The sequence below is a fragment of the Salinicoccus sp. CNSTN-B1 genome, from assembly GCF_054792835.1.
On record NZ_JBTWMN010000004.1, the window covers coordinates 227,838 to 246,476 of the forward strand.

At 49.5% G+C, this 18,639-nt stretch carries 9 protein-coding genes and 6 pseudogenes; all 15 read right to left on the bottom strand.

Annotated elements, in window-relative coordinates; all coding sequences use genetic code 11:
- Positions 1 to 12: 12 nt before the first annotated feature.
- On the bottom strand, positions 13 to 1,299 hold the full coding sequence (locus tag ACYF68_RS01360; RefSeq protein WP_380569641.1) for an adenylosuccinate synthase: 1,287 nt from the start codon (positions 1,297 to 1,299) through the stop codon (positions 13 to 15).
- Positions 1,300 to 1,412: 113 nt separating this feature from the next.
- Positions 1,413 to 2,782, bottom strand: a pseudogene (gene dnaB, locus ACYF68_RS01365) (replicative DNA helicase).
- A gap of 39 nt (positions 2,783 to 2,821) precedes the next feature.
- Positions 2,822 to 3,267 (bottom strand): annotated as a pseudogene (gene rplI, locus ACYF68_RS01370) (50S ribosomal protein L9).
- Positions 3,264 to 5,240 carry a DHH family phosphoesterase gene (locus tag ACYF68_RS01375; protein ID WP_344701938.1) on the bottom strand — a complete coding sequence of 659 codons (1,977 nt, stop codon included), beginning with the start codon at positions 5,238 to 5,240 and terminating at the stop codon, positions 3,264 to 3,266. The pseudogene rplI and the gene ACYF68_RS01375 overlap by 4 nt, the downstream one beginning before the upstream one ends.
- Positions 5,241 to 5,245: 5 nt before the next feature.
- Positions 5,246 to 5,815 (bottom strand): DUF2232 domain-containing protein, encoded by a 570-nt coding sequence (locus ACYF68_RS01380; RefSeq protein WP_461045157.1) that lies wholly within the window; start codon positions 5,813 to 5,815, stop codon positions 5,246 to 5,248.
- Between the two features lie 2 nt (positions 5,816 to 5,817).
- Entirely contained in the window at positions 5,818 to 6,162 is a 345-nt protein-coding gene (locus tag ACYF68_RS01385) for a hypothetical protein (RefSeq protein ID WP_461045158.1), read from the bottom strand.
- Positions 6,163 to 6,224: 62 nt separating this feature from the next.
- Positions 6,225 to 7,501 (bottom strand): annotated as a pseudogene (gene serS / locus ACYF68_RS01390) (serine--tRNA ligase).
- A 284-nt stretch (positions 7,502 to 7,785) separates the two neighbouring features.
- Positions 7,786 to 9,024, bottom strand: a complete 1,239-nt coding sequence (gene hutI / locus ACYF68_RS01395) for an imidazolonepropionase (RefSeq protein ID WP_344701944.1) — start codon at positions 9,022 to 9,024, stop codon at positions 7,786 to 7,788.
- Positions 9,024 to 10,650: pseudogene (gene hutU / locus ACYF68_RS01400) on the bottom strand (urocanate hydratase). Before hutU ends, hutI begins: the two are co-directional and overlap by 1 nt.
- Positions 10,651 to 10,671: 21 nt before the next feature.
- Positions 10,672 to 12,179 (bottom strand): annotated as a pseudogene (gene hutH, locus ACYF68_RS01405) (histidine ammonia-lyase).
- Positions 12,180 to 12,274: 95 nt separating this feature from the next.
- On the bottom strand, positions 12,275 to 12,706 hold the full coding sequence (hutP, locus tag ACYF68_RS01410) for a hut operon transcriptional regulator HutP (protein ID WP_461045159.1): 432 nt from the start codon (positions 12,704 to 12,706) through the stop codon (positions 12,275 to 12,277).
- A gap of 136 nt (positions 12,707 to 12,842) precedes the next feature.
- Positions 12,843 to 15,343 (bottom strand): annotated as a pseudogene (gyrA, locus tag ACYF68_RS01415) (DNA gyrase subunit A).
- Between the two features lie 20 nt (positions 15,344 to 15,363).
- Positions 15,364 to 17,283, bottom strand: coding sequence for a DNA topoisomerase (ATP-hydrolyzing) subunit B (gene gyrB, locus ACYF68_RS01420; RefSeq protein ID WP_461045160.1), 1,920 nt, complete (start codon positions 17,281 to 17,283; stop codon positions 15,364 to 15,366).
- A 14-nt stretch (positions 17,284 to 17,297) separates the two neighbouring features.
- Positions 17,298 to 18,395 carry a DNA replication/repair protein RecF gene (recF, locus tag ACYF68_RS01425; RefSeq protein ID WP_461045161.1) on the bottom strand — a complete coding sequence of 366 codons (1,098 nt, stop codon included), beginning with the start codon at positions 18,393 to 18,395 and terminating at the stop codon, positions 17,298 to 17,300.
- Positions 18,392 to 18,607, bottom strand: a complete 216-nt coding sequence (gene yaaA, locus ACYF68_RS01430) for a S4 domain-containing protein YaaA (RefSeq protein WP_344701958.1) — start codon at positions 18,605 to 18,607, stop codon at positions 18,392 to 18,394. Before yaaA ends, recF begins: the two co-directional genes overlap by 4 nt.
- Positions 18,608 to 18,639: the final 32 nt, after the last annotated feature.

Sequence of the window (18,639 nt, forward strand, 5' to 3'; positions counted from 1 at the left end):
GCGGGATCAGTTCTATTGCCAGAAATTCTTGAGGAGGTTCGTCTGGTTGCGGTCTGGTCCTACAGAGAAGATTGAGATATTCACTCCTGTAAGGCGTGAAATCTCCTCCAGATAGTGTCTGGCGTTATCCGGCAGATCTTCCAGGCGTTTGATGCCTGTAATGTCTTCTTTCCATCCCGGCAGTGTTTTGAAGATTGGTTTTGCATGTTCCAATTCCTTCAGTGTAGCCGGATACTCAGTCATTTCCACTCCGTCTATTTCGTAGGCTGTACATATCTTGACTGATTCCAGGCCACTCAGCACATCTATGGAATTGAGCGACAGGTCGGTGATGCCACTGACACGGCGTGCATGGCGGACAACGACGCTGTCGAACCATCCGACACGTCTCGGGCGACCTGTTGTAGTACCGTATTCCCGTCCTATTTCACGGATATGTTCTGCGTTGTCATCAAACAGTTCAGTAGGGAAGGGGCCGTCTCCAACGCGTGAAGTATAGGCTTTGCACACACCCACTATGTTCTTCAGGGAAGTTGGGCCGACGCCGCAGCCAACCGTGACATTACCTGCAACGGGGTTGCTTGAAGTGACGAATGGGTATGTACCGTGATCGATATCGAGCATGACACCTTGCGCACCTTCAAACAGGACGTTTTGACCATTCTCAAATGCATCATCGAGTATTTTGGCAGTATCAGTGACGTAAGGCGCGAGGCGTTCTGCCGCTTTACGGTAAGGTTCGAATATTTCATCGAATGTATAGCCTTCACGTCCATAGAGTGCCTTGAACATGTGGTTCTTAATCCCGAGGTTCTCTTTCAACCTTTTGCTGAAAGTCTCTTCATCTATCAGGTCGGCCATACGTATGCCGATACGCTGCGCCTTATCTACATAACACGGGCCGATGCCCCTTTTGGTCGTGCCGATCTTATTCGCTCCGCGTGCTTCTTCTTCAAGCTCGTCCTGAAGCAGATGGTAGGGCAGGATGACTTGGGCACGGTTTGAAATCCTGAGGTTGTCCACTGAAATGCCGCGTTCGATTAAGCCGTCGAGTTCCTTGATTATGGAAAGGGGGTCGATGACGACGCCGTTACCGATCAGGGAGATTTTATCTTTATAGAATATTCCGGAGGGCACGAGGTGGAGCTTATACGTTTCGCTACCGAATTGAATCGTGTGGCCTGCGTTGTTCCCTCCGGAGAAACGTGCGATGATATGCGCTTCTTCAGACAGGAAATCTGTAATTTTACCTTTTCCTTCGTCGCCCCATTGGGTTCCGACTACTACTGTTCCAGACATAAGTTTGCCTCCAATTTATCATTGACATACCGTACTTATTCTAACAATAAGCTGAACATAATGCAATTAAAAATACGAACGTTTTTATAGGGTGCCTATAAAAACATTCGTAATTAGTTCGGCGGGATATAGCCGTCATCATAACCTCTATTGTCTTGGTCGAAGAAACTGCTGTAGGATTTATTGAAGATCAGCTTGACGGTACCCGTTGGTCCGTTACGGTGCTTGGCCAGGATGATTTCAATCTCGTCCTGTTCCTTTTGCGCGCCTTCAGCCTCCTCTTCACCATCGCCCCGCGTATAGTAATCCTCCCTGTACAGGAAGGCGACGATGTCGGCATCCTGCTCAATTGAACCGGATTCACGCAAGTCACTCATCATCGGCCGCTTGTCCTGCCGCGTCTCCACACTACGGGAGAGTTGGCTCAGTGCTATGACCGGACATTCCATCTCGCGTGCCAATGCCTTCAGCATACGTGAAATCTCCGATACTTCCTGCTGACGGTTATCGCTGCGCTTACTGCTCGAGCCTTGGATCAGCTGAAGGTAATCGATGATCACCATATCCAGACCATGCTCCTGCTTCAGGCGCATGCATTTCGAGCGGATGTCGTTGACACGTATCCCCGGTGAATCATCTATGAAGATCTTCGATTCCGCGAGACTGCTTATTGCAGTCGTGAAATTATCCCAATCATCATGTCCGAGATTCCCTTGACGCAGCTTTGTCGCATCAATCATGCCCTGGCTTGAGATCATCCTTGAAACAAGCTGATCGGCCCCCATCTCAAGCGAGAATATCGCCACAGTATGATTCTCGGCCGAAGTGCCGGCATGGCCTGCAATATTCAAGGCGAAGGCCGTCTTACCCATGGAAGGGCGGGCGGCGAGGATGATCAGATCATTGCGGTTGAATCCTGATGTCATGAAGTCAAGGTCCCGGTAGCCGGTCGGGATACCGGTTGTAGTATCCGTCTGGCCGGCCCTGGCCTCGACCTGCTCGTAGACTTCGTGGACGACGGACTTCATGGACTTGAATCCTTCATTCCGCCGGCTTTCGGATATCGACATGATTCTTGACTCGGCCTCAGTCAGCAGATCTTCTATCTCTGCATCCTCCGAAAACCCTTCATTGGCGATTTCTTCAGCTGTCTGGATCAATTTTCTTTTAAGGGCATATTTTGCAACGATATCAACATAGAACGCCGCATTGCGGCTTGTGGGCACCACATTGGATAATTCCGCAAGATAGCGCGGTCCACCGACGGAATTGAGCACTTCCATACTTTTCAATTGTTCGATCAGAGTGACGACATCGATGTTCTGATGGTTTTCGCTCAGTATGCCCATAGCCTGATAGATATGCCGGTGCTCCGAACGGTAAAAATCTTCGGGTCCAGTGTCTCCGCGGTAGAAATGAAGGTTTCCGGATTGATCAATATCGCACCGAGGACAGACTGTTCCGCCTCCATGTTATGGGGCATCTGCTGATGTATATCCAATATCAATGCCTCCCCGGCTGATTATTCTTCGACGACATGCACTTTGATTTCAGCAGAGACTTCCTGATGGAGTTTTACATTCATCTTGTGGTAGCCAAGGCTCTTCAATGGCTGTGACATATCGAGTTTCCTTTTATCCAATTTTATGCCGTGCTGCTTCTCATAGGCTTCCTTCACCTGTTTTGAACTGATTGAGCCGAACAGGCGACCGTCTTCGCCGGCCTTAGTCTTGACTTCGACTTCTTTTCTTCCAATTCTTGCTTCAGTGCCTTCGCATCTTCCAATTCCTGCTTGGCTTTTTCGGCTTTGGCTTCTTTTTCTGCTTCTAGTTTTGCCAAGTTGCCAGGTGTGGCTTCTTCAGCCAATCCTTTCTTAAGAAGGTAGTTTTGGGCGTAACCTGTCGCCACTTCCTTCACTTCACCTTTTTTACCTTTATTCTTTACATCGCTCAGAAAGATCACTTTCATTCTTCTTCACTCCCGTTATAAAGTATATCGTCTATTGTTTCTATCAATTCTTCGTAAAGTTCATCCATCGTTTTATCTGTGACGCGTGTTGCGGCGTTGGACAAGTGTCCACCTCCGCCCAAGGCCTCCATGACCAGCTGGACGTTAACCTCCCCGAACGAGCGCGCAGATATGCCAATCGACTCGTCTTCTCTTATCGCCATGACGAATGAAGCCTGGACGCCTTCAATCTGCAGAAGCTGGTCGGCAGCCTGGGCGACTGTGACAGGGTGATAGGTCATCGATGGGTCGGCCTTGACTATGGCGATGCCATTGTCCCTGATTTCAGCGGACTTGATGAGGTCGCTCCGCGCAATATAGGTGTCTATATCGTCCTTCAGGAAGGTCTGCGCCAATACCGGATCTGCGCCCTGGCTCCTCAGGAAGCTTGCCGCATCGAATGTCCGAGAACCGGTACGCAGCGTATAGTTCCTTGTATCTACAATGATGCCGGTCAGCATGACCGTCGCTTCCAGACGAGACAGCTTCTGTTCCTTATTCTGGTACTCCAGCATCTCCGCCACCAGTTCACTCGCACTCGATGCATAAGGTTCCATATACACAAGGAGCGGATTTGAGATGAAATCATCGGAACGCCGGTGGTGGTCGATGATTACTTTCCGTGTGGCCTTGTTGAGGAGAACCTCATCGAGCACCATGCTTGGACGGTGGGTATCGACGACGACGACCGTCGTCTTCGAATTCATCTTTTCCCATGCCTCTTCAGAGGTCACGAATATTTCCATCAGATCTTCGCGCTTCTCGAGTTCATTCATCATCCTCTGAAGCGTTTCGTCGATATCTTCGTCATTAAGCACGATATTCGCTTCTATGCCATTCATGGAGGCCAATTTGGCTACGCCGATTGCGGAGCCGAGCGAATCCATGTCCGGGTGCTTATGCCCCATGATGAGCACGTTGTCACCTTCGAGGAGAAGGTCACGCAAGGCATGCGATATAACGCGCGCCTTGACCCGTGTCCGCTTCTCCATCGGATCCGTCTTGCCGCCGTAGAACCTGGCGTTGCCGTTCATCGTCTTGATGGCGACCTGGTCCCCACCACGCCCCAATGCGAGGTCGAGGCTGGACTGGGCGAGTTCGCCGACTTCGATATAATCATCGGAACCTTCACCGATGCCGATGCTCAATGTGATCTGTGCACCCAGTTCCTGCGTACGGTCACGCACTTCATCCAATAGGTTGAAGCGCGTATCTTCCATTTCGTTCAGACTTTTTGAATTCAGCAGCACGATGAAACGATCCTGTGAAAATCGTCTGATGTAGATATGGTGATGATTGGCCCAATCGTTGATTATGTTCGTGATGTTGTTGTTCAATTCACTCTTTAGGGCCTCACTCATGTTCTGGGTGACCTCATCGTAGTTGTCGAGGAAAAGTATACCGATAACAGGCTGCTTCTCCTCAAGCTCCATCTCCTTACGACGCTGATTGGTGATGTCGATCAGATGGAGGGCCTGAAACTTTTCGTCCCAATAGATCTTGTAGTGCTTGTCATTGTAGGTCGATTCCGTCGTCTGTATATTATTTGCCTTCAATGTGGTCATGACGTTCGGAAATAGGCGGTTGATCGGTACATTCAAGTTCTCTTTCGAGATTTCCTTGTACATGTAGTCATTCATCCACTCGATTTCATCTTCATCATTCAGTATGATCAGCCCCATCGGCAATTCATCGATCGCATACTGCTTGCTGCCTGCGATATCCACCACCATCTGTCGGAAGCGGGTTTCGTTGAGGATGACCGATCGGTAGAGGTACAGGCTGAGAAGTGTCAGGAGAATGGCGCTTACGATCAGAAAGAGCAGACCGGTCCTGAAATGGTTGGTCAGGACAAATATATTCATGACCAGTATATGGAACGCTGCTATGGCGAATGGTATGAATACCATTCTCTTGTCCAGCACATTATACATTCTCATCACTTCCTTTTTGTCAGTAATAGTTTCCTGAACCTGAAGATCATTTCAAATATGCCGATAAGCAGCGTAATTGGCCTGAGTAGGGCAAACGGCACCAGCAGTGCAATCGATAGAGCCTTGTTAAGCTTCTTTTCCATGAAAAAGAAATAGAGGAAGCTTAGGCCATGGAGAAACAGGGCCCATTCCATGACAACCATTATATTTCCAATGGTCGACTGAGCTGCACCTTCAGTTGTAAAGAATGATACTATAAACAGAATCAAAAATAAATGCAGCACGAACCTTGGGAATATCCATTCCTTGAAGGAACGGTATTTCCACAGCTTCACATCTGTTGAAGCAAAGAGGACCCGTTGCATCAGAACCGTGTAGAGCGCAATCAGAAACGACAGTACGGTGATATGCGCCGGCAGGTTGATGAACAGCTGGTCCATCGTACTTTGGATGAGGCCGCTATCAAGCGTAGATGACGCGATGGAACCATACATCTCAACTTGTTCAATATACCAGTTGCGGATATTCAGGTAGGTTTCTGACAGCGGCTGGATATACCCAAGCCCCTGAAGCAAGTTCAATCCCCCATCGTACTGATCATAAGCGCAGCCGTCAAATAGAAGAGTGTGAGTTCCTGCGAGTCTTCATTTTTCAAAGTCCTATGAAGGACTGTTGCCACTATATATAATACCACAAACCACAGCCAAGAATCTGGCGAAAGCAGTAGGATGGCAGGTATCAGGAAACTGATGAAAGTCAGCCAAAAGTGGTAATTGGACTGATGTTTCAACCTGACTAGGAAAAAAGCTGCGAATGGCAGCAGGACTGCTCCAAAAAGCAGGCTGATGTCTGTGAGGGTGATGAACACAAAGACAGTGAACAGCACCAGCATAAGTTGAAGCATCGATACTTGTCTATTCAAATTTCTGCGCCTCCAAAAATAAAATAAAGCCCCTAAACGAATAGGAGCATCCATTAGTACTATTATAACGCTTCAAGTTTCTCCTGACCATTCATATACGGTCTGAGTATTTCTGGGATCGTGACCGAACCATCTTCATTCTGATAATTTTCCAACAGTGCAGCCATCGTCCGTCCGACCGCTAGTCCACTGCCATTCAATGTGTGTAGGAACTCGGCTTTCGCCCCTTTTCGCGCTTAAACTTGATGTTGCCACGGCGCGCCTGGAAATCGGCCATGTTGGAGACTGAACTGATTTCTTTGTAGTCCTCATAACTCGGCAGCCATACCTCGACATCGTAGGTTTTCGAAGAACCGAATCCGATGTCTCCTGTACAGAGCAGCACAGTGCGGTGCGGAATCTCCAACAGATTCAATATATTCTCTGCATGCTCGGTCATTTCTTCAAGTGCATTCCAGGAATCTTCAGGGCGTTCTATGCGCACCATTTCAACCTTATTGAACTGATGCAGACGGATGAGACCGCGGGTGTCCCTCCCGGCAGATCCTGCTTCACTTCTGAAACAAGCTGTCTGGGCAGTGAATTTAGTAGGCAACTGTCCCTCAGACAACGTTTCATCCTTGTAGAAATTCGTCAAAGTGACTTCTGAAGTCGGGATTGTATACATTTCCATGTCTTCTATCTTGAACAGGTCATCCCCGAATTTTGGCAGCTGGCCTGTAGCGTACATGGCTTCTGCACGCACGATCTGCGGCGTCATCATTTCCCGGTAGCCATTTTTATTATGCACGTCCAGCATGAAATTCATCAACGCACGTTCCAGCCTTGCACCGTCTCCCGTATGGTAGACGAAGCGCGCCCCGGAAACCTTTGCGGCACGCTCGAAGTCCGCCAGTTCCAGGTCAGTCAGCAGATCCCAGTGCGCTTTTGGTTCAAAATCAAATTTACGGGGCGCGCCCGTCTTGCGGATTTCCACGTTTTCCGTGTCATCCTGCCCTTCAGGCACATCATCGTGGATGAGGTTCGGCACTCGGCTCATCTTATCATTGAAGCTTGCTTTGACGGCCTTAAGCTGCTCATCGATGTCTTTGATCTCCTCACCGACATCGCGCATGGCTTGGATGGCATCATCTGCGTTTTCTTTGTTCCGCTTCTTCAGCGCAATTTCTTCAGATGCTTTATTGCGCTTGCCCTTCAACTCTTCGGTCTTCTGGATAAGTGTCCTGCGGGAGTCATCCAACTCCAATATCTCATCTATGATTGCAGGATCTTCGCCACGCTTCCTTGTCTTTTCCTTCACACGTTCCGTTTCATTACGGATTAATTTGATATCAAGCATAAGTTTGACCTCCATCTATTTTGAAATAAAAGAAACCACGCCCCGGAAAGGGACGTGGTATACGCGTTGCCACCCTAATTTGATGCTGTGCATCATCTTGAACATTTAACGGTACAGGATACCGGCCACTCTTTTACCCAAGGACGGAAATTCATGTTCGCCTGCAGTCATTTTCACCACCCATGACTTCTCTGTAAACAAGCTGTACACTACTGCTTCCTTGCGAGTGACTGCTATTCAACTTTTCTTCATTCTATTATGAACAGCATGTAAATGCAAGTCCATCAATTCGTAAGGAGTCCTGGCTGCCTGTAGACCACCTGGCCTTTAGCGAGGACGGTATGGGCATGGTTGACCCCGTAGTGGTAGGGGATATATTCATGGTTCGGTGCATCCCATAGGACGATATCAGCATCGTCTCCCACTTCAAGCGTCCCTTTGTCCGCATCGATCGCGTGGGCCGCATTGACAGTTACCGCATTCCATATTTCATTAGGTGTCATCTTCAGTTTGAGGCTTGCGATCGCCATGATCATCTGCAGGTTGTCGGTTACGCAGCTTCCCGGGTTATAATCGGTGGCCAGGCTTACGGCACCGCCGTTTGCTATCATGCCGCGCGCATCTGCATATTCCTCCTTGCCAAGGTAGAATGTCGTACCCGGCAGCAGCACTGCTACTGTGTCACTGTCACCAAGCTGTCTTTTGCCTTCATCACTCGCTGCGACCAGATGGTCTGCGCTGATCGCATTCTGCTCGATGGCGAGTTCCAGTCCGCCAAGCGGGTCGATTTCATCAGCATGTATTTTGACCCTCATGCCTTTTTCATTTGCCGCTTCCATATACTTCCTCGACTGCTCGATGGTGAAGACACCCGTTTCACAGAAGATATCTGCAAAATCCGCGTAGTCTTTCACCTCATCCAACAGATCGATCATTTCATCCAGGAAAGCTTCGCTGTCGGCCCCTTTAGGGATGGCGTGCGGCCCGAGGAATGTGTGGCGCATCGTCAACGGGAATTTTTCAGCTATTTCCCGGGAAACTTCCAGCTGCTTTAATTCATTTTCCCGGTCAAGGCCGTATCCGCTCTTACTTTCTACAGTCAACACCCCGTACTGGATCATACGGATGATATTCTTTGAGGCTTTATCGAACAATTCCTGATGCGTTGCCTTTTTCGTCTGTTCGACCGTATTGAGGATGCCGCCGCCTTGTTCCAGAATGGTCAGGTAATCCACTCCTTGGCGTTTTAGGGCCATCTCATGTTCTCGGGAACCGCCATGCACCACATGGGTGTGGGGATCGACTAGGGCAGGGGAGGCGATCATACCTGCCGCATCGATTGTTTCAGATGCTTGATAGTCATCCGTTTCTGCACCACGGTAGACCACCTTATCATCTTTGATGACAATCATTGCCTGATCATCGATGATTTCAAGTTCATCCATCTCTTTGCCTTTTAATGGTCCATCGCTCTTCTTCGGCAGCAACAGTGATTTTATATTTTTTATGATGATATCATTCATTATTCATTCTCCTTTAGCATCGGTATTTGTACACCTTTCTCTTGCGCAGTATCCACCGCAATGTCATACCCTGCATCAACATGACGTGCGACACCCATGCCGGGATCGCTCGTCAACACGCGTTCCAGCCGTCTTTTTGCATTGTCGGTGCCATCTGCAACAACCACCATCCCAGCATGGAGCGAGTAGCCCATGCCTACGCCGCCGCCGTGATGGACGCTGATCCATGATCCACCTGCTGCTGTATTTACCAGGGCATTCAGTATCGCCCAGTCACCGACGGCGTCACTGCCATCCTTCATGCTCTCCGTTTCCCGGTTGGGGCTCGCCACGGATCCGCTGTCCAGATGATCCCGTCCAATGACTACGGGTGCTGATATCTCACCATTTGCGACCATTTCATTCAACGCGAGACCCATTTTTGCCCGCTCCCCATATCCTAGCCAGGCAATTCTGGAAGGCAGACCCTGGAAGGCGATCTTCTCCTGGGCCATATCCAGCCACCTCAACAGTTTTTCGTTATCCGGGAACAGTTCGCGCATCTTGTCGTCCGCGGCTTTGATATCTTCCGGATCGCCGCTCAACGCCGCAAAGCGGAAAGGCCCTTTGCCTTCACAGAACAGGGGCCGGATGTAGGCTGGGACGAACCCCGGGAAGTCGAATGCATCTTCAACGCCTGCATCATGCGCCACTTGGCGGATATTGTTGCCGTAATCGAAGACGATGGCATCTTTTTCTGGAATTCCAGCATGGCCTGGACATGATTCGCCATTGAAGCGGATGAAAGCTTCACATATTCCTTAGGGTCTCCATGCCTCAATTCAGCTGCCGCTTCCAGGCTGTAACCTTCCGGCACATAGCCGTTTAGAGGGTCATGGGCAGAAGTCTGGTCGGTCACTATATCTATTTTGAAGCCCCGCCTTAAAATTTCATGATGGACTTCAGCAGCATTGCCAAGCAGGCCGATTGATAACGCCTCCCCCTTATTCTTCGCCGCTTCAGCCATCTCCAGCGCCTCATCGAGAGAAGCGGTCTTTTTATCGAGATAACGGGTATCCAGTCGCTTATCAATACGCGTCTCATCCACTTCCACACAAATGGCCACCCCTTCATTCATCGTGACAGCAAGCGGTTGGGCACCTCCCATGCCACCAAGGCCTGCCGTCAGAGTGATCGTGCCACGCATCGTACCGCCATAGTTCTGATTCGCCAGTTCGGCAAACGTTTCATATGTACCTTGGACGATGCCTTGGGAGCCGATGTATATCCAGCTTCCCGCCGTCATTTGGCCGTACATCATAAGGCCTTTTTTATCGAGCTCATGGAAATGGTCCCATGTCGCCCATTTCGGCACCAGTACGGAATTGACATGAGGACGCGCGGCGCTTCTTCATGTGTCTTGAATACGGCCACTGGCTTACCTGACTGGACCAGCATCGTTTCATCCTTCTCGAGATTGCGCAACGTGCGTTCAATCGCTTCAAAGGCTTCCCAGTTTCGCGCCGCCTTACCGATGCCGCCATAGACGACCAGATCTTCAGGACGTTCCGCCACTTCAGGATCGAGGTTGTTGTACAACATGCGTAAAGCTGCCTCCTGCTCCCATCCCTTACATTCGATTTCCAGACCTTTTTTGCAGTTATTTTTCTAGACATATTCTGCTACCCCTTTGATTTTTTTAAGTTCTTCAGACAATACTTTAATATCCTTACTGAAATTGCGGTCCTGATTGATGAATGCGGCATGGCTGCGGTATTCATCAAATTTTTCGCGTGTTTTCGGCGACAGTTTATCGTGCCCTTTAATTTCAACGGCCGTCAATGCGATGAACAGTTCGATTGCGATGACGTTCCGTACGTTATCGATGATATCTCTGGCATGCCGGGCGCCTATCGTACCCATCGACACATGATCTTCCTGATTGGCCGAGGAGGGGATGGAGTCGACGCTTGCCGGGTGGGCAAGTGTCTTGTTTTCGGATACTAGGCTTGCCGCTGCATACTGAAGAATCATCGCCCCCGACTGCAACCCTTCTTCTGGACTCAAAAAGGCAGGGAGATCGCCATTCAATGCAGGGTTGACGAGCCGTTCAATGCGTCTTTCAGAAATATTGGCGACTTCACTGACGCCGATTTTGAGCAGGTCCATCGCAATCGCAATCGGCTGACCATGGAAATTCCCGCCAGAGATGACTTCCTCTTCTCCAAAAATCAACGGATTATCGTTTGCCGCATTCATTTCTATCTCAATCTTTTCTTTTACATAAACCAAGGTCTGCAGGGAAGCACCGTGTACTTGCGGGAAGCACCGCAGCGAATAGCCATCCTGTACACGCATTTCGCCCTGACGCGTCGTCAATCGGGAACCTTCGAGCAGGCCCCGCATACGTGCTGCGACATCGGTTTGTTCCTTGTAGCCACGTGAATGGTGCACCTTCTCATTGAATGCATCGGTAATGCCATTCAACGCCTGCAAGGTCAGAGCGGATATCCATAGGCTATCGTCCATGATCTTTTCCGCTTCGATGTAATTGATGAGTCCTTGGGCAGTCATCGGCTGTGTGCCATTGATAAGTGCCAACCCTTCCTTCGCCTGCAAGGTGAGGGGGTTAGGCCAGTTTCTGCGAGTATTTCTGATGATGGTCTGAGGGTGCCCTGGTAGAAAGCTTCGCCTTCCCCAATCAATGAAAGAGCGAGGTGGGAAAGGGGGGCAAGGTCTCCAGAAGCACCAAGGGAACCCTGCTCAGGCACTTCCGGAATGATGCGCTGATTGATGAACGCTTTTAATTGGTCCACCAACTCAACGGTAACGCCGGAATATCCTTTGAGGAGAGTGTTCAACCTGAGGACCATCATGGCGAGCACTGTCTTTTCAGCAAATGGTTTTCCCATGCCGCAGGCATGGGAGCGGATCAGGTTGACTTGAAGGTCGGTCGTTTTATCCTTTGAAACTCTGACATCGCAAAACAGGCCAAACCCCGTTGTGATGCCGTAGATGGTCTTTTCCTCCTCGATGATGCGCTCCACGGTCTTCCTGGATGCTCTGACATTCTGATACGCCTCATCCGAAATTTCGACTGTGCTGTGGTCATCCCTCAGAAATGTCTTCATCTTTTCGATGGTCAGTCCATTTCCGTCCAATGTTAAAACTGTCATAATGCTGCCTCCTTTTAGCAATAAAAAAAGACACAATCATCCTGTTTGGATGGTTAGTGTCTCTAATGTCTATTGTCTGTGACAAATATTCGATTCTATATATGGTTGATGCCAAGTCCGAGGGTCTCATGCTCCTTGCCTTTGATCGGCGCACCGATCGTGCCATAGAAACATACGGCAATCCACTCGCCTTCAGCGTCCTCAGTATAGGGACGGCCCCTCACTATCGAGAAGGTCAACCCGACTGTGCGCATGATTTCGCCGACGCTCAGCTTTCCCCGCGTGACCCCTTCTGCCGCTTCAATGATGGCGTGATAGAGCGCATGGGTCTCACGATAGACTTCTCCGTTGATGATGCCATTGCGTTTCGCCGCAGTTTCAACGGAAGAGATGACTTTCTTGAGATCCATTGAGCCGACTTTCCCGGTAGTCACCTGAAAAGATGCATATTCCGGCATCAGCTGCTGGGCTGTTTCCTGATTCACTAAAGCAGTGAGTGTAGCGTATTTTCCGAATGACTGTTGCATTTTATACCTCTTCATTTCATTTATGGCGGTTCACTAAATTCTCTGATAACTGATTTCATTATAGCGCTTCCATTCACAGAGTGCAATTCTGCATATAAAAATCCTCCTGCCATATGACAGGAGGGATGGGGTGGACCTATTGTCCATCATCTGTTTCTATTTCTGTTGAATCTGTTTCTTCTGAGCCTTCATCTTGTACTTCAAGCGCTTCATCTTCTATTTCTTCCTTCACTTTGGCGACGGTCGCCACTTTCTGGTCTTCGGCCATCCGGATCAGTCTGACACCTTGGGTATTGCGACCTGTAGTCGATACTTGCTCCATCAACAGGCGGATGAGTACACCGTGATCCGTGACGATCATCAAGTCCTCATCGCCATCGACTGCAGCAATATAGACCAATTCGCCGATGCGTTCAGTCAGATTGGATGTTTTGACGCCCATGCCGCCGCGCCGTGTCACACGATACTCGGTTTCCGGAGTCAATTTACCGTAGCCGTTATCCGTTACGACAAGGATCGACTGATTTTCTGCCAATACATCAAGTCCCACAAGATAATCGCCCTCACGCAGATTGATCCCTTTTACACCGGCTGCAGTGCGGCCCATGGAACGGATCTGATCTTCAGGGAAACGGATCAGGTTGGCCTGACGCGTACCGAGGATGATTTCCTTGGAGCCATCTGTCAGACGTACCGCAAGCAGTTCATCATCTCCGCGGAATGAAATGGCGATTTTACCGTTTCTGTTGATCCGTTCGAAATTATCGAGTGGAGAACGCTTTACGAGTCCGTTGCGGGTCGCAAAGACGAGGTGTTTATCCGCAGTATCCTCATCCTTTACGCTGATCATGGTACTGATGACTTCATCCTTATCAATCTCAAGCATGTTGACGATCGGTATCCCTTTGGATTGACGGGACATCTCGGGTATCTCATAACCTTTCAGGCGATAGACCCGACCTTTGTTTGTGAAGAACAGGATGTAGTCATGCGTGCTCATCGTCACGATCTGGCTGACGAAATCATCTTCAACCGTATTCATGCCCTGGACCCCACGTCCGCCGCGGTGCTGGGCGCGATAGGTGGAAGAGGGGAGCTGTTTGATGTAGTTGCTGTTGCTGAGCGTGACCACAATCTGTTCTTCCGGTATGAGGTCTTCATCTTCGATGTCGGATAAACTGCCGAGGGTGATTTCAGTTCTGCGTTCATCCCCGTATTTATCCCGGATTTCAATCAACTCTTCCCGAATGATGCTTAGCAGTTTCTCATCATCTGCAAGAATCGTCTTCAAGTATTCAATGGTCTTCTGGACTTCATTATACTCATTTTCGATCTTGCTTCTCTCGAGTCCGGTGAGACGTCTTAGACGCATATCCAAAATCGCCTGAGACTGCCGTTCAGAGAGGTTGAAGCGTTCCATCAGACCGGTCTTGGCCGCTTCATCATTCGCAGCTTCCCGGATCAGTGTGATGATCTCATCGATGTTGTCGAGCGCAATCTGGAGTCCCTCCAAAATATGCGCGCGGTCTTCAGCACGTTTCAGGTCGAACTTCGTGCGTCTGGTGACGATGACTTTCTGGTGCTCCAGATAATGTGCAAGCACTTCCTTGAGGCCGAGTATCTTCGGCTGGCCATTGACTAGGGCAAGCGTATTGATTCCAAAGCTGGTCTGGAGCGGCGTCTGCTTGTAGAGGTTGTTCAAGATGACGTTCGCATTTCTGTCCTTGCGGATTTCGATGATGATCTTGACGCCTTCTTTCAAGCTCGTCTCATCGCGCAGGTCGGTAATGCCTTCAATCTTCTTATCCCGTGCCAGTTCCGCAATCTTTTCCACGAGACGCGACTTGTTCACCTGGTAGGGGATCTCCGAAACCACGATGCGCTCCTTGCCGTTTTTCATCATTTCTATTTCACAGCGCGCACGCATGATGACCGAGCCACGGCCGGTCTCATATGCCCGCCTGATGCCGCTTTTTCCGACGATCAGTCCAGCTGTCGGAAAATCGGGGCCTTTGACATATTCCATCAATTCAGGAAGTGTAATTTCCCCATCCTTTGAATAGGCGAGGACGGCATTGATGACTTCCGTCAAGTTGTGCGGGGGATGTTGGTCGCCATGCCGACCGCTATACCGCTCGTTCCATTGACGAGCAAATTTGGAAACCGTGACGGCAGCACGACGGGTTCGCGCTCGTTGCCGTCATAGTTATCCTGGAAATCGACCGTATCCTTATTGATGTCACGCATCATCTCCATGGAAATCTTGCTCATTCTGGCTTCGGTGTAACGCATCGCCGCCGCGCCGTCCCCGTCCATCGAACCGAAGTTGCCCTGGCCATCGACCAACGGATAGCGGTAGCTGAAGTCCTGCGCCATGCGCACCATCGCTTCATAGATTGAGGAGTCGCCGTGGGGATGGTATTTACCCATGACATCCCCGACGATTCTGGCTGATTTCTTATATGGTTTTTCAGAAGTCATACCGTTGTCATGCATGCCGTACATTATCCTGCGGTGCACTGGCTTCATGCCGTCCCGGACGTCCGGCAATGCCCTTGACACTATGACACTCATGGCATAGTCAAGGAATGAGGTACGCATTTCTTTGCTTATATTGCTTTCTGTCACTCTGCTCATTCAAAAATACCCTCCACTGTTTAGACGTCTAGATTCTGTACGTACAATGCATTATCTTCGATGAAATTGCGGCGGTTTTCGACGATGTCGCCCATCAGCATCTCAAATGTCTGGTCGGCCAATACCGCATCATCCAAAGTCACCTGCAACATGGTTCTGAATTCCGGATCCATTGTGGTCTCCCATAACTGATCTGCATTCATTTCACCCAGACCTTTATATCTTGAAAGTGATATTTTAGGGGTTTCCTTCAATTCTTTCCTGAGTTCCACAAGTTCCCTGTCGTCAAAGACATAGTGTTTGTTCTTGCCCTGTTCCACTTTGTAGAGTGGTGGCTGTGCGATATACACATACCCCGCTTCAATCAGCGGCTGCATGAACCGGTAGAAGAATGTGAGGAGCAGCGTACGGATGTGTGCCCCGTCGACGTCCGCATCGGTCATGATCACGATTTTGTGGTAACGGGCCTTCGACAAGTCGAATTCCTCTCCGATGCCTGTACCGAGTGCAGTGATCATGGCACGGATTTCATTGTTGTTCAAAATCCTGTCGAGGCGGGCCTTTTCCACGTTCAATATTTTACCGCGGAGCGGCAGAATCGCCTGAGTGGTTGAGTTCCGGCCTGATTTGGCGGAGCCACCAGCCGAATCCCCCTCAACGATGAACAGTTCGCTCTCTGAAGGGTCCTTGCTTGAACAGTCGGCGAGCTTGCCGGGCAGACTGGATACTTCAAGCGCTGATTTCCTGCGTGTCATTTCGCGTGCTTTTTTAGCAGCCACACGGGCACGCTGGGCTGTCAGGCCTTTTTCGACGATGATTTTGGCCGGACCGGGATTCTCGAGCAGGAAGCGCTCAAATCCCTCGCTAAACAGCTGGTCGGTGATCAGCCTAGCTTCCGAGTTGCCGAACTTGGTCTTTGTCTGACCCTCGAACTGCGGATCCGTATGCTTGATGGAAACGACAGCGGTCAAGCCTTCGCGGACGTCTTCACCGCTCAAACGGTCTTCGCCTTCTTTGATGATGCGATTTTTGGTGCCGTAATTATTGATCACTTTCGTCAAGGCGCGTTTGAAGCCGTCTTCGTGCGTACCGCCTTCGTACGTATGGATATTGTTGGCGTAGGACAGCAGTGTGGTGTTGTACCCATTGTTGTACTGGAGGGCAATCTCCACTTCCACTTCGTCCCTTTCGCTGTGCATATATATCACTTCATCATGGAGCACATCGCGCGTTTCATTCATCTGTTCCACATAGGACATGATGCCGCCTTCAAAGTAATACTGATAGGATATATCCTCTTCGCCGCGCTCATCCGTCAAATTGATCTCAAGGCCTTTGTTCAGGAACGCCAGTTCTTTAGTCCGCTTCTGAAGTACTTCGAGGTCATATTCCAATGTTTCCGTAAAGATCTGACTATCCGCCTTGAACCGGATTTCCGTACCTGTCTTATCGGTCTCTCCAATGACTTTGAGGTCAAAGTCAGGGACACCCCTTGTATAGCTCTGATGATGGATCTTACCGTCGCGGTGCACATACACTTCAAGCGTTTCACTCAGCGCATTGACTACGGATGAACCGACGCCGTGCAAGCCACCTGAAACCTTATAACCACCGCCGCCGAACTTACCGCCGGCATGGAGGACGGTCAGTATGACCTCTACTGCCGGTCTGCCCATCTTCTCCTGGATATCCACCGGGATGCCGCGGCCGTTATCGGTCACCCGCACCCAGTTATCTTCTTCAACCGTGATGTTGACACGATTGGCATGTCCTGCCATCGCCTCATCGATACTGTTATCCACTATTTCCCATACTAGATGGTGGAGCCCTTTTGCAGCTGTAGATCCAATATACATCCCTGGACGCTTGCGGACTGCTTCCAATCCTTCCAATACCTGTATCTGACTGGCACCATATGTGTCCATGTTCTTCTCAGCCATATTATCATCCTCCATTAAACTTTCACCTTGCCGTCTTCTATTCCGAACGCTTCCATATCGTCCATGATCTCATGGTTGATATCGCTGATTGATGTTGTAGTGACAAATGTCTGGACCTTATCCCGTATCGAAGTCAGCAGATGGGATTGCCTCGTTTCATCCAGCTCGCTCAGCACATCATCGAGCAGAAGAATCGGATACTCGCCGATCTCTTCCCTGATGAGTTCAAGCTCGGCTAATTTCACCGATAGGGCTGTCGTTCTCTGCTGGCCTTGGGAACCGTAGGTCTGAACATCAAAGTCATTGATGTAGAAAGCGATGTCGTCACGGTGGGGACCGACCAGGGACTGCCCCCGTTCGATTTCCCGTTCAAGCATATCCGTGAATATCTGCTTCAATTCTGCTTCCAGTGCTTCCCTTTCCGTCTCCTGATACTTGACGTTCGGCTTATATTCCACAGAGAGCACTTCCCGGCTGTTCGATATATCTCCATGAATCCTCCGGGCATGCTTCTCGATCGTCTCCACGAATTGTTGCCTTTTTAAAATAATTAAACTTGCATAATATGCAAGTTGTTCATTCAATACGTCGACCATAACCCGGTCGGCATCCCTCTTCTTCAAATAATTGTTCTTTTGGAGAAGTACCTTCTGGTAACCGCTCAACATGCTGATGTAGACCTTTGAAATCTGACCGCATTCCATGTTGATGAACTTCCGTCTGATCTGCGGGGAACCTTTGACGATATTCAGATCTTCCGGGGCAAAGAGGACCACATTCAAATGTCCGATATAGTCGCTCAATTTGGAGACTTCCATATGATTCACCTTAGCGCGTTTGCCTTTTTTGCTGACGCTCAACGAAAGCGGGAATGTGCTGTAGGAAGTCGTAATCTGTCCATTGAGGTACGCTTCTTCCTCTCCGAAACGGATGAGCTCCTTATCTTTTGAAGTGCGGTGGCTCTTGGCCAACGCCAAAAAATGGATCGCTTCTAGCAGATTCGTCTTCCCTTGGGCGTTTTGTCCTATAAATACATTCAATTTCGAATGGAAGACAAGATCCAATTTTTCATAATTCCTGTAGTCCCCGAGATTGATGCGATTCAGGATCATTTGGTGTATTCGATCCTGAACTGGCCGTGTTCACCAAGATCCAGCGTATCGCCATCATGGAGCTTTTTGCCTCTGCGGTTTTCAGGTTCTCCATTCAACAGCACTTCATTCTCCTGCAGGAACCACTTGGCTTCTCCGCCCGTGCCTATGATCCCTTCATGCTTGAGAAATTTTCCCAATGTTATCAGTTCATCGAACCGGATGCTTTTCATACACTCATCCTCCTTAATCTCACCTCTATATT